Here is an 11,716-nt window from a genome sequence, read left to right on the forward strand (position 1 = left end):
GTTACTTCAGCTTAGCCTGCTGGAACAGCGTATCCCACATGCCCAGCACTAACGTCTGGTCGCGGGGAGAGAGTTCACCGGCGAGGATTGCTTTTTCCAGGCTGCGGGTCACTTCCACATGCACCGCTTCAGGCGAGTGGTCGTCACCGGCTTCAAGCTCGGCAACGGCCAGCGTCAGGTGACCACGCAGATAACCGCTGGCAAACAGTTCATCGTCACTGGCGTGTTCCACCATGTCGTCAATTAATGCCAGAATGCGTGATTCAAATTCTGCGATCATCTTCTTTCCTCAGTTAAGATCTTCCGGCCACGGGAAGTGTTCCGCCGTGATGTCCGGCGTGTGGTAATACTGTTGTAACGCACGCATAAAGCGCGCCGGGCGTTCCGGGATGCCCTTCTCGAGATACTCCATCACCTGGGCATGGACGCGGCGCTGAAACAGGATACGGTCCGGCTCGCAGTCCCCTTCCAGATTGTCGCAGCTGACATTAAACGGATAACCCGCCGCCACGCAAAACAGCCAGTCAAAGGCCTGCGGCTTGACTTCGACATCTTCAAACTGCCCCTGGGTTGCCGCATCGCGACCATCCGGGCAGTACCAGTAGCCAAAGTCCACCAGCTCGCGACGCGCTTTCCCGGCAATACACCAGTGGGAAATTTCGTGAAGGGCGCTGGCGTAGTAGCCGTGCGCAAAGACAATCCGGTGATACGGTGTATCGGCATCTGCAGGAAGATAGATCGGTTCGTCGTCGCCTTTAATCAGACGGGTATTAAAATCGTCGGCGAAGCAGCCGTCAAAAACCGCAATCAGCTGCTCGTATTTATGCGTACTGTTCATTAGTTCATCCCCAACCAGTGGAGGATCTCCTGTCCGTGGCTGTCATAAAGAAGTTTGGCACTCATCACCGCCGAGACAATCACAATCATCGGACGGATAAGCTGCTGCCCTTTGCTTAACACCAGACGCGAGCCGATCCGCGCGCCCATAAACTGTCCAGCCATCATCACGAAGCCGGTGGCCCAAATCACCTTGCCGCCGATGATAAACAGCAGCAGACCGCCCAGGTTTGAGGTGGCATTAAGCACCTTCGCGTGAGCGGTAGATTTGGCAAGATTAAAACCGGCCAGCGTAACAAACGCCAGCGCGTAAAACGACCCGGCGCCGGGGCCGAAAAAACCGTCATAGAAGCCGACGCAGCCGCCCGCGATCAGGGCGAAGGGTAACCCGTGCAGGCGGCGCTGCCGATCATCTTCGCCAAGCTTTGGCATCAGCAAAAAGTAGAGGCCAATACAGATAATGAGGATCGGCAAAACCTGGCGCAGGATGTCGGACTGCACGTGCTGCACCAGCAGCGCGCCGCTGGTCGAGCCGATAAAGGTCATCAGTATATTGAGCTTCTGATCGGCGAGGCTCACCACTTTGCGCCGCACAAAATAGATCGAAGCCGATAACGACCCGCCGCAGGCCTGTAGCTTATTGGTCGCCAAGGCCTGTGCAGGGGTCATGCCAACCGCCAGCAGTGCCGGAACGGTTAACAACCCGCCGCCGCCGGCTAAGGCATCAATAAAACCGGCCAGCATCGCGATCAAAAACAGTCCCGCCAACAGCAGCGGTGACACCATAAACAATTCAGTAAATTGGTCCATTACAGGGCGTGCTCATCCAGTAGCGCCTGGCAAGAAGGTGGCAGCGGAGGCGGTGTCTTCTTCTCAGGCTTGGTCGATCCAGGTTTTGCGGGTTCAAACCAGCTTTGCAGCTCCGCGCCGCAGCCATCACCCGGCGGCGGTAACGGTTGGTCTTCGCACTCCATGCTGTTAGCCGGGCAGCGCAGACGTACATGCATATGCGCGCGATGCTGGAACCATGGGCGCACTTTACGCAGCCAGTCGCGATCGGTTCCGGCATCCAGGCACAGCTGTTGCTTGATGGCCGGGTTGACGAAGATCCGCGTTACGTCGTTGTCTTCTGCCGCCAGCTTAATCATGCTGGAGACGTCCCGAGACCACAGCGACGGCACCACACGCTTGCCATCACTGGCAACCAGGTCGAGCGCCTGCGGCTTCAGCAGCTGCGACGATGACCAGCGGGTTTTTGGCAATTGCAGGAAAATATCCACATCCAGCCCGGTCTGATGGCTGGCATGGCCGCCATTAAAGCGCCCACCTGCCGGCATTCCCATATCGCCAATCAGCATGGTGCCCAGCCCCAGGTTTTGCACCTGATTGCCCAGACGCTGAATAAACAGCACCAGATCCGGGTGACCAAAGTAGCGGCGCTGATCGGTGCGCATGATCTGGTAGGTGGTGGACTGCTGTGGCAGTGCCTGCGCGCCAACGATACAGCCATTCGAGAAGGCGCCAATCGACTGGGCGCTGCCCGTGACCGGGTGGGTGATTTTCTGCCAGGGCGTTGCCGCCACTGCGACCCCGCTGGCGAGTAGCGCCAGCAGAGCAATTGCGGTTTTTTTCATGGTTACCAGCGTGGTAGAGGGCTCGTCACATCTGCATTCTGCGCGCGCTGGCGCAGGAAGTGATCCATCAGCACGATCGCCAGCATCGCTTCGGCGATCGGCACGGCGCGGATCCCGACGCACGGATCGTGACGCCCTTTGGTGATCATCTCAACTTCTTTGCCATCGCGATTAATTGTGTGCCCCGGCACGGTAATGCTGGAGGTCGGTTTCAGCGCAATGTTGGCCACAATCTGCTGGCCGCTGCTGATCCCACCGAGAACACCGCCCGCGTGATTGCTCTGGAAGCCCTGTTTGGTGATTTCGTCGCGGTTCTGGCTGCCGCGTAGCGCCACAACGCCGAAACCGTCGCCAATCTCAACGCCTTTCACCGCGTTAATGCTCATCATCGCATGTGCAATATCGGCATCCAGACGATCAAAGACTGGCTCGCCCCAGCCCGGCGGTACGCCGTCGGCCACCACCGTCACTTTGGCGCCAATGGAGTCGCCCTCTTTCTTCAGGCCGCGCATCAGTTCGTCCAGCGCCTCCAGCTTTGAGGCATCCGCACAGAAGAACGGGTTCTGTTCGACCTGATCCCAGTCTTCGATCGCCAGCGGGATATCGCCCATCTGGGTCAGACAGCCGCGAATCACGATGCCAAATTTTTGCGCCAGATATTTTTTGGCGATGGCACCTGCGGCGACGCGCATGGCGGTTTCACGGGCGGAAGAACGTCCGCCGCCGCGATAGTCGCGAAAACCGTATTTTTGTTCGTAGGTGTAATCGGCGTGTCCCGGACGGAACACATCTTTGATGGCACCGTAATCCTGGGAGCGCTGATCGGTGTTCTCAATCAGCAGACCAATGCTGGTGCCGGTGGTGCGGCCTTCGAAGACGCCTGACAGGATTTTGACCTGATCCGGCTCGCGACGCTGAGTGGTGTAGCGCGACGTGCCCGGACGACGACGGTCGAGATCGTGCTGTAAATCGGCCTCGGTCAGTTCAATGCCCGGCGGCACGCCATCAACGATGCAGCCCAGCGCCAGCCCGTGCGACTCACCAAACGTCGTTACACGGAATAATTGTCCAATACTGTTTCCTGCCATCACGGCTCCGTTTTCGTTGTTCTGTGTTTGAGCAATGTGAAACGGGCCGAAGCCCGTTTGATTAATCTTTGTAAATGCTGAAGTGTTCACGCGCGTCGATAAGCTGCGCCTTGGTCAGCATGAAGACGCCGTCGCCCCCGTTGTCGAACTCGAGCCAGGTGAACGGAACATCCGGATATTGCTCCATCAGATGTACCATGCTGTTACCGACTTCACAAATCAGAATGCCGTTGTCGGTCAGATAATCCGGGGCGCAGGCCAGGATACGGCGGGTCAGCTTCAGGCCGTCGGATCCGGACGCCAGACCCAGTTCAGGTTCATGGCGATATTCGTTCGGCAGGTCGGACATATCTTCGGCGTCAACGTACGGCGGGTTGGTGACGATCAGTTCGTACTGCACTTTTGGCAGCTCGCGGAACAAATCCGAGCGGATCGGCGTCACCTGATGGATCAGGCCGTGCTCTTCAATGTTGTGCTCAGTCACCGCCAGCGCGTCGGTGGAGATGTCCACCGCGTCCACTTCCGCTTCCGGGAAGGCGTACGCGCAGGCAATCGCGATGCAGCCGCTGCCGGTACACATATCCAGAATATGCTGCGGCTGATGGTCAATCAGGCCCGCGAAGTGGTTGTTGATAAGCTCCCCAATGGGTGAACGCGGCACCAGCACGCGTTCATCCACAAAGAATTCATGACCACAGAACCAGGCTTTGTTGGTGAGGTATGCGACCGGGATGCGTTCGTTAACGCGACGGATCACACGCTCAACGATGCGGTGTTTTTCGCTTGAGGTCAGGCGCGCAGCGCGCATGTCTTCCGGAATATCCAGCGGCAGATAGAGTGACGGCAGCACCAGCTGTACCGCCTCATCCCATGGGTTATCGGTGCCGTGACCGTACCAGATATTGGCCGCGCTGAAACGGCTCACCGCCCAACGCAACATGTCCTGAATGGTTTGCAGTTCATTTACCGCTTCATCGACAAAAATTTTATCCACTATTTTCTCCAGGGCATGCTCGCTAAATTTTCGGCGGCTAGTTTGCCACGAAGACGGCGATAAATCAGCACTGTCGCTTACTGCCCGCAGTTAAAAAATGCGTTTTGCCGTACGACGAGTCAGGTACACTGTCGGAAAATTGAGATGAGACAGGCCCATGAAAAAGAAAACATCGCTGAGCGAGGAGGATCAAACGCTGTTTCGTCAGCTCATGACCGGAACGCGCAAAATCGCCCAGGACACCATTGTGCATCGTCCGTTACGCAAAAAAGTGAGTGAAGTGCCGGCCAAACGGCTGATGCAGGAGCAGGCCGATGCCAGCCACTATTTTTCAGATGAGTTTCAGCCGCTGCTGAATACCGAAGGGGCGATGAAATATGTGCGCGCGGACGTCAGCCATTTCGAGCTGAAAAAGCTGCGTCGCGGGGATTATTCGCCGGAGCTGTTTCTCGATCTGCACGGTCTGACGCAGCTGCAGGCAAAACAGGAGCTGGGCGCGCTGATTGCCGCCTGCCGTCGGGAACATCTGTTCTGCACCTGCGTGATGCACGGCCACGGAAAGCACATTCTCAAGCAGCAAACGCCGCTGTGGTTGGCTCAACATCCACACGTGATGGCTTTTCATCAGGCACCCAAAGAGTACGGCGGAGATGCCGCCTTGCTGGTGCTGATTGAAGTAGAAGAGTGGCAGCCGCCTGAGCTGCCCTGACAGGCTGGCGGGTGGCTTACGCTACCCGCCATGTCGTGCGTCACGTCAGATGGCTTTCGCCATCTTTAGATTGCAGGGGCTCATCTGCCAGTTAAATACACCCTTGCCGGTTTCGTCGAGGGTGACGTTGGCAATGGCGGAGGTGCTGAACATTGGCGGCGTTTCACCCGGGCAGAGTTCAGACACCAGGTAGCCGACCAGCGGCAAGTGAGAGATCACCAGCGCAGAGGCGACACCTTCACTGCTCAGCGCCTGAAGATACGCGCTGACAAGCCCAACATCGCCGCAAGGGGTGAGCTCGGGCAGGATATCGGCACCGACAGGCAGGTTCATACACTCCCCTACCACATCCAGCGTCTGTTCAGCGCGTAAAAACGGGCTGACGAGGACACGCTCAATATCCACTTTTTGCCCTTTCAACCAGGTTGCCATTTGACGAGATTCGTCGCAGCCACAAGGCGTAAGAGGACGTACAGAGTCACTGGCAGCATCGAGTGCCGCGTCACCGTGACGCATGATAAAAACTTGCATATTGCACCGCTTTTGTTGACCAGGATCACCAGCGTTACTACCTGCGTGAACCAAAAACGAGGTAGAAAACCTGATGGCCGGGCATTGTGCCTGATCCATCCGTTGAATGAAACGCTGTTTTTTACCTCAACGGCGTAAGTATAGTCAATGTCCGTTTATAAATTAGACAGCAACCACCCATTCAACGGCGGATTTACTCTTATTTGACCTTAATTTACGAGGTCAGGTTCCTTTGCTGGCCAAAATCGCAGCCCCTGATCCGCCATTTGCAATAAAGGTTCACACGGCGTAAAGCGCGGACCATATTGCACAGCCAGTCGCTGCAAGATCGCAACAACTTCACCCGCGCCCAGACTATCCATATAGCGGAACGGGCCACCCAGGAAAGGTGGAAAACCAATGCCAAAGACGGCGCCAATGTCGCCATCGCGGGCATTTTTAATTACACGTTCATCAAAGCAGCGTGCTGCTTCATTAAGCATCATCATCACGCAGCGTTCGGCACACTGTGCTGCCGTGAGTTTGCCCTCACTGACGGGCTTAATAAGCCCATAGATCGCCGGGTCAACCTGCTTCTTGCTTTTACGCCCTTTTGGATCGTAAAGATAGAAACCGCGTCCATTTTTTCTGCCTTTGCGATCGTCATTCAAAATCGCTGCAACGATGTTTGCAGGGGCGCTAAAGCGTTCACCGTAAGCGCTTTCCAGCACAGGTATAATTTTAGTGCCGGTGTCAATTCCCACCTCATCCAAAAGTTGGATTGGGCCAACCGGGAAACCAAACTTCACCAGCGCATTATCAATGTGATCGACTTTCTCGCCTTCGGTCAGCAGGCGCATGGCTTCATTAATATAGGGTGCCAGGATGCGGTTAACGTAGAACCCGGCTTTGTCTGCCACCACTACCGGCGTTTTACCCTGCAGCTTGGCCAGTTTAACGATGGTGGCCACGGTTTGCGGGCTGGTGCCCGCGTGCGGAATCACCTCCACCAGCGGCATTTTTTCTACCGGGCTGAAGAAATGCAGCCCAATCACCTGCTCAGGTCGCGCGGCCTGGGCCGCAATATCACCGATCGGCAGTGAAGAGGTGTTAGAGGCAAAAATGGTGTGCGGCGCGCAGTGCATCTCGACCTCGGCCACCATCTGCTGCTTGAGGGCCAAATCTTCAAATACCGCCTCAATCACCACATCGCGATGACGGAATCCACTGTAGTCTGTTGTGCCTGAAATCAGCGCCAGCTCCCGGTCGCGGTCGCTGGTTTTAATATGGCGGCGCTTGACCTTCTTATCAAGCAGCTGCCAGCTGTACTGCAGCGCATGGTTGATGCCTTTCGGGTTGATATCTTTGATGCGCACCGGCAATTTGCCTTTGCTGGCGGTCACGAAAGCGATCCCGCCGCCCATCAATCCGCCGCCCAGCACCCCAAGCGTCTGAAGAGGGGCCGGTTCGGCGTCGCTGCCGGGATCTTTCTTCACGTCGGTACTGGCAAAGAAGATGCTGCGCAGCGCCTGCGACTGAGGCGTCATCGCCAGCTCGCCAAAGGCTTTGGCTTCTGCTGCGTAACCGCTGCTGCTGCCCTGCGCCAGCCCGGTTTGCACCACCTCGAGAATACGGGTTGTCGCCGGGTAGTTACCCAGCGTTTTTTGTTCGGTTTTTTTGCCGACCAGCGGGAACAGCAGCGCGCGCCCCAACGGGCCTGCCAGCACCCGCTCGCGCACCGGTAAGCGACGGCGGGTCGTTTTGTCCTGCTGGGCCATTTTAACCGCCGCCTGCAGCAAAATGGCCTGCGGCACCACCTCATCCACCAGCCCGACCTTCAGAGCCTGACGCGGACGCAGCTGTTTGCCGGTCAGGATCATATCCAGCGCGGTGCTGACACCGACCAGACGCGGCAGACGTTGCGTGCCACCGGAACCCGGGAGTAATCCCAGCTGAACTTCCGGCAGGCCCAGCACCGTTTTGCCATCATCGGTACAGATTCGCCCGTGGCAGGCCAGCGCCAGTTCCAGGCCGCCGCCCAGACAGGCACCATGAATCGCCGCAATCACCGGGACAGGCAGCGCATGGATTTCCGCCATGATCTGCTGGCCTTGACGAGCCAGATCTTCGGCCTCCTGCGCGCTGGTGGCGCGAGCAATCATATTGATATCCGCCCCGGCAATGAAGTTGTCCGGTTTGGCGGAGATAAACACCAGCCCGCGAATATCTTTATTCTCGCGAACCTGCTTGAGGATCGCCCGCACCTGCGCGCCAAATTCGGCTTTCAGGGTATTCATTTTTTCGCCCGGCGCGTCGATGGTGACCACCGCCACGTTGTCCAGCCGCACATGCAGGGTAAACGCCGTTGTCATCTCCATTATTCTGCCTCCAGAACCATTGCGGCACCCAGGCCACCCGCCGCGCAGGCGGTGACGAGGCCAAAGCCGCCGCCACGACGGCGCAGCTCATGCAGTGTCTGGGTGATCATCCGCGCCCCGGTCGCGGCAAACGGATGTCCGTAAGCAATGGAGCCCCCCAGCACGTTAAATTTACTGTCATCCACTTCACCCGTGGCGTGGGCGCGGCCCAGCACATCGCGGGCAAAGCGCTCGCTGGCCAACAGCTGCAGGTTTGCCAGGGTCTGCGCGGCAAAGGCTTCGTGCATGTCGATAAGCGTCAGATCGCCCAGCGTCAGCCCGGCGCGATCCAGCGCCAGCGGCGTGGACCAGGCGGGCCCAAGTAGCATGTCCTGCCAGACGTCTATCGCGGTAAAAGCGTAGCTGCGCAGATAGCCGAGCGGCGTCAGGCCTAATTCTTTGGCGCGGGATTCGGTCATCATGATCACCGCTGCCGCGCCGTCGGTGAGCGGCGTACTGTTTGCGGCGGTCACCGTGCCGTGCTTGCGGTCAAATGCCGGGCGCAGTTTGGCGTAATCCGCCAGCGTCGAGGTGCCGCGGATATTGTTGTCTTCACTTAAGGGTTCGCGGTATGGCGGGGTATAAGCCGTCATCACCTCACCCGCCAGCTTGCCTTCGGCCCAGGCCTGGGCCGCGCGCTGGTGAGAGCGGTGCGCCAGCGCATCCTGCTGTTCGCGGGTGATGCCGTAGGTTTTCGCCATCTGTTCGGCGGTATCGCCCATCCGTAAGCCGGTGGAGTATTCCGCTACGGCCGGTGGCACCGGGAGTAAATCGCGCAAGCGCAGGCGTGAAAAGAGCGACAGGCGCTGCCCGGTGGTGCGAGCTTTGTTGACGTCGACCAGCACGCGGGCGAGCTTTTTACTGACGCCTATCGGCAATACGGAAGAGGAGTCGGCGCCCCCGGCAATCCCGGCGCGAATGGTGCCGGCGATCAGGCTTTCGGCGACGTTCGCCACCGCCTGGAAACTGGTGGCGCAGGCGCGGCTGACGCTGTAGGCATCAGTGTGGACGTTCATGCCGGTGCCAAGCACGATTTCACGGGCAATGTTTGGTGCTTCCGGCATCTGCACCACCTGGCCAAAGACCAGCTGTTCAATCACCTCGGGAGGTATTTCGCTGCGAGCCAGCATCTCCCCCACGACCATTTTGCCCAGATCGACGGCCGGTATGCCATGAAAGGCCGTTGCCTGGCGGGCAAATGGCGTGCGTAATCCACTGACAATGGCAATGCGATCGCCCTGACGGGTGATTAGCTGTAATGCCTGACTCATAACGCTCCCCTGTGTCTAACAAATGCGCAAAGTGGTCTGACCTGATAACAGTCTTAACCAAATTTTTACATTAGCCAATCAGGGAGAAGAAAAATTGCGAGCGAACACACAAGAGAGCAAAAGAAACGCCTCTGGAATCAGAGGCGTTAAAGGGGTTAGCGCAGGCCGAGTTGGAAAATAAGGGATTCAGCTTCGCAGGAGAACGCGAAGTCGATATCCAGGCGAACGCCACCCTCCACTTCGGTGAAGGTCGAGGTGATCTCGCACGGCTCGGACTCCACACCACGCGCCTTCGCGGTCAGCGCTGCCAGCGTCTCTTCTGCTTCTGCACGACTTGCGAACTCACGGCTGTAAGAGGCGGTGCAATCGGTGTTGTCCACGATGGTGCCCACATCCATACAGCAGCAAACCGGGGTTTCATCAGCACTGCATTTACTCATAGTAGATTTCCTCTGTAGTCGCGCTCGGCGCGAGATAAACACGATGCTGATATTTTACGCGTCGACTGAGGGGGGCTCCAGTCGTTAATGACGTAAAAAGAGGTAAGTGAGTAATATCACGCTTAAAAATGATCTAAAACAAAAATCACCCGTCCGCATTATCGAAACTGGTCACAATTTTGCCAGCCAGATCCCGTTTCGATAAACAGATTAGAAAAAATTAATAAACATACTTGCAACATTCCATCTGGTCCGACCTATACTCTCGCCACTGGTCTGATTTCTAAGTGTTACAACAGACCCTACACTTCGCGCTCCTGTTACTCCGTGTAACAAAGATTGAATAAAAATAACTCAATGAGGTTATGGTCATGAGCCAAAAAACCCTGTTTAAAAAAACTGCGCTGGCAGTCGCAGTGGCAATCGTCTCCACCTCCGCCATGTCAGCGGGTTTTCAGCTTAACGAATTCTCCTCCTCTGGCCTGGGCCGTGCCTATTCCGGGGAAGGTGCAATTGCTGATGACGCAGGGAACGCAAGCCGTAACCCAGCACTGATCACCATGTTTGACCGCCCGACTTTCTCTGGCGGTGCCGTCTTTATCGATCCAGATGTAGACGTTTCCGGGCGCTCGCCGTTCAGTGGCCGTAGCCTGGATGCCGATAACATCGCGCCAACCGCATGGGTACCTAACCTGCACTTTGTTGCGCCGATTAACGAACAGTTTGGTTGGGGGGCCTCTGTTACCTCTAACTACGGTCTGGCGACCGAATTCAACACCAATTATCCTGCTGGCGAATACGCCGGTAAAACCGATCTGACCACCGTTAACCTCAACCTGAGCGGCGCTTATCGTCTGAACGAAAGCTGGAGCTTCGGTCTGGGCGTTAACGCCGTTTACGCCGATGCGAAAATTGAGCGTTATGCCGGTGAACTGACCTCGCCGCTGCCAAAAACCAGCAATAAAATCGCCAGCATGAAAGGCGACGAATGGGGCTTTGGCTGGAACGCGGGTATTTTGTATGAAGTGGATAAAAATAACCGCTACGGCTTATCCTACCGTTCAGAGGTCAAAATTGATTTCGACGGCGATTACAAAAGCGGCCTCGTGACCGCAGTAAATGGCCGACCTGGCGCGGGTGTCACTGTGCCGTGGGGAACATCCGGCCAGACAATTCCAGGTGCGTTGACCCTGAATCTGCCTGAAATGTGGGAGATCTCAGGTTACAACCGCATTGCGCCGCAGTGGGCTATCCACTACAGCATGGCGTACACCAGCTGGAGTCAGTTCCAGGAGCTGAAAGCCACGGGCAATAACGGTCAGACGTTGTTCTATAAAGAAGAGAGCTTCCACGACGCGTACCGTATCGCGCTGGGTACCACCTACTATATGGATGATAGCTGGACGTTCCGTACCGGTATCGCGTTTGATGACAGCCCGGTTCCGGCTGACAATCGCTCGATCTCCATCCCGGATCAGGATCGCTTCTGGCTGAGCGCCGGTACCACCTACGCGTTCAATAAAGATGCATCTGTGGACGTGGGCGTGTCTTACATGCACGGTCAGAAAGTCACCTTCAATGAAGGCCCGTATGAATTCACGTCAGAAGGTAAAGCCTGGCTTTACGGCATGAACTTCAACTACGCGTTCTGATAACGTCGTAATATAAAAAAAGGTGAGCGCGATGCTCTAATGCCAGTCAGTTAAGCAACTGACTGGCCCTTTTTCGGGGCTGTGGTGTACCTCCAGGGCCTCTCCTTTACCACCCTCGGGAAGGCCCTTTCCCTTCTTGTCGGCAGCCTGACCATCTGACCCAT

Annotated in this window: 13 protein-coding genes; 2 read left to right on the plus strand and 11 right to left on the minus strand. The window is 56.8% G+C overall.

Annotated elements, in window-relative coordinates; all coding sequences use genetic code 11:
* Position 1: 1 nt before the first annotated feature.
* From M8014_RS13085 to prmB, 6 genes are all read right to left on the minus strand, one after another.
* Positions 2-280, minus strand: a complete 279-nt coding sequence (locus tag M8014_RS13085; protein ID WP_271282869.1) for a YfcL family protein — start codon at positions 278-280, stop codon at positions 2-4.
* Positions 281-289: 9 nt separating this feature from the next.
* On the minus strand, positions 290-838 hold the full coding sequence (locus M8014_RS13090; protein WP_271282870.1) for an elongation factor P hydroxylase: 549 nt from the start codon (positions 836-838) through the stop codon (positions 290-292).
* The gene (locus M8014_RS13095; protein WP_271282871.1) at positions 838-1,647 is read right to left on the minus strand and encodes a sulfite exporter TauE/SafE family protein; all 810 of its coding nucleotides are present in this window, start codon (positions 1,645-1,647) and stop codon (positions 838-840) included. Before M8014_RS13095 ends, M8014_RS13090 begins: the two co-directional genes overlap by 1 nt.
* Positions 1,647-2,471: a penicillin-insensitive murein endopeptidase gene (gene mepA, locus M8014_RS13100; RefSeq protein ID WP_271282872.1), complete on the minus strand. Its 825-nt coding sequence runs from the start codon at positions 2,469-2,471 to the stop codon at positions 1,647-1,649. The genes M8014_RS13095 and mepA overlap by 1 nt, the downstream gene beginning before the upstream one ends.
* A gap of 2 nt (positions 2,472-2,473) precedes the next feature.
* The gene (gene aroC / locus M8014_RS13105) at positions 2,474-3,559 is read right to left on the minus strand and encodes a chorismate synthase (protein WP_271282873.1); all 1,086 of its coding nucleotides are present in this window, start codon (positions 3,557-3,559) and stop codon (positions 2,474-2,476) included.
* Between the two features lie 61 nt (positions 3,560-3,620).
* Entirely contained in the window at positions 3,621-4,553 is a 933-nt protein-coding gene (prmB, locus tag M8014_RS13110) for a 50S ribosomal protein L3 N(5)-glutamine methyltransferase (RefSeq protein ID WP_271282874.1), read from the minus strand.
* Positions 4,554-4,710: 157 nt separating this feature from the next.
* On the opposite strand from prmB, the gene smrB reads away from it, so the two are divergent.
* Positions 4,711-5,262, plus strand: coding sequence for an endonuclease SmrB (gene smrB / locus M8014_RS13115; RefSeq protein WP_271282875.1), 552 nt, complete (start codon positions 4,711-4,713; stop codon positions 5,260-5,262).
* Between the two features lie 45 nt (positions 5,263-5,307).
* Here smrB and sixA read toward each other — a convergent pair whose 3' ends face one another.
* From sixA to M8014_RS13135, 4 genes are all read right to left on the minus strand, one after another.
* Complete coding sequence (sixA, locus tag M8014_RS13120; protein WP_271282876.1) at positions 5,308-5,793, minus strand: phosphohistidine phosphatase SixA; 486 nt, start codon at positions 5,791-5,793, stop codon at positions 5,308-5,310.
* A gap of 209 nt (positions 5,794-6,002) precedes the next feature.
* Complete coding sequence (gene fadJ / locus M8014_RS13125) at positions 6,003-8,150, minus strand: fatty acid oxidation complex subunit alpha FadJ (protein ID WP_271282877.1); 2,148 nt, start codon at positions 8,148-8,150, stop codon at positions 6,003-6,005.
* Positions 8,150-9,460 (minus strand): acetyl-CoA C-acyltransferase FadI, encoded by a 1,311-nt coding sequence (gene fadI / locus M8014_RS13130; RefSeq protein WP_271282878.1) that lies wholly within the window; start codon positions 9,458-9,460, stop codon positions 8,150-8,152. The genes fadJ and fadI overlap by 1 nt, the downstream gene beginning before the upstream one ends.
* A gap of 155 nt (positions 9,461-9,615) precedes the next feature.
* Positions 9,616-9,900, minus strand: a complete 285-nt coding sequence (locus M8014_RS13135; protein ID WP_271282879.1) for a YfcZ/YiiS family protein — start codon at positions 9,898-9,900, stop codon at positions 9,616-9,618.
* Between the two features lie 371 nt (positions 9,901-10,271).
* Here M8014_RS13135 and fadL point away from each other — a divergent pair, with 371 nt between their 5' ends.
* A complete protein-coding gene (gene fadL, locus M8014_RS13140; protein WP_271282880.1) occupies positions 10,272-11,552 on the plus strand; it encodes a long-chain fatty acid transporter FadL in 1,281 nt (426 codons plus the stop codon).
* Between the two features lie 50 nt (positions 11,553-11,602).
* Here the strand turns inward: fadL and M8014_RS13145 are convergent.
* The coding region (locus M8014_RS13145) for a hypothetical protein (RefSeq protein WP_271282881.1) at positions 11,603-11,716 on the minus strand (114 nt) is incomplete at its 5' end.

It is taken from the genome of Silvania hatchlandensis, from assembly GCF_025564065.1.
Lineage (GTDB): Bacteria > Pseudomonadota > Gammaproteobacteria > Enterobacterales > Enterobacteriaceae > Enterobacter > Enterobacter hatchlandensis.